Raw genomic sequence first — 528 nt, 5'->3', positions numbered from 1 at the left:
TTCCCGGAGGATGCTCCGGTGTTCAGGCCGGGGAGGAATCCGGTCCCCCGCGCAGCGGGTCAGGGAAAGCCGGTCCGTCCCCGGGCGGGTGGGTGTCGCTCTCGGCGGCGTCGAGGGTTTCCTCCAGCAGGTGGAGGATCTGGGAGTTGAGGGAGCGTCGGTCCCGTGCGGCCTGCTCGACCAGCCGGGCGTGGAGTTCTTCGGGAAGCCGCAGCGATATCCTGACCATGGCACTACGGTGGCAGCATGGCGACGCCGAAGGAAGCGGGGGGTGCTGGGAACGCCCGGTACACCTTCCGGGTGCGGCTGTCGTCGACCGCCGAGCGGGCCCTGCTGGCCGAGTGGGACCGGTGCCGGTGGGTGTGGAACGAATGCGTCGCGCGGTCCAGGGCCGCGTACCGGGCCGGGGAGACGTGCGGGCCGGCGCGGCCGGATGCGATGCTGACCGGCTGGCGCGCCGGCGAGCGGTGGCTGCGGGCGGGCGCGTCGGTGCCGCAGCAGCAGACCATCCGGGACTTCGCCAGGTCC

Annotated in this window: 1 protein-coding gene and 1 pseudogene; one reads left to right on the top strand and one right to left on the bottom strand. The window is 73.1% G+C overall.

What is annotated here, in order from left to right; all coding sequences use genetic code 11:
* Positions 1-22 precede the first annotated feature (22 nt).
* Positions 23-229 carry a ribbon-helix-helix domain-containing protein gene (locus IEZ03_RS37315; protein ID WP_184880105.1) on the bottom strand — a complete coding sequence of 69 codons (207 nt, stop codon included), beginning with the start codon at positions 227-229 and terminating at the stop codon, positions 23-25.
* Positions 230-246: 17 nt separating this feature from the next.
* Between IEZ03_RS37315 and IEZ03_RS37310 the strand changes: the two are divergent.
* A pseudogene (locus IEZ03_RS37310) lies at positions 247-528 on the top strand (RNA-guided endonuclease TnpB family protein); the annotation flags it as partial.

Origin of the sequence: Actinomadura livida, assembly GCF_014648675.1 — a bacterium.
GTDB classification, from domain to species: Bacteria; Actinomycetota; Actinomycetes; order Streptosporangiales; family Streptosporangiaceae; genus Spirillospora; species Spirillospora livida.
Note: the sequence above shows the minus strand (reverse complement) of the source record. Positions and strands in the feature narration are given on the sequence as shown.

Bases quoted from the DNA above. Each gene is read 5' to 3' on its own strand.
- IEZ03_RS37315 (WP_184880105.1), bottom strand. From the start codon at position 229: ATGGTCAGGATATCGCTGCGGCTTCCCGAAGAACTCCACGCCCGGCTG.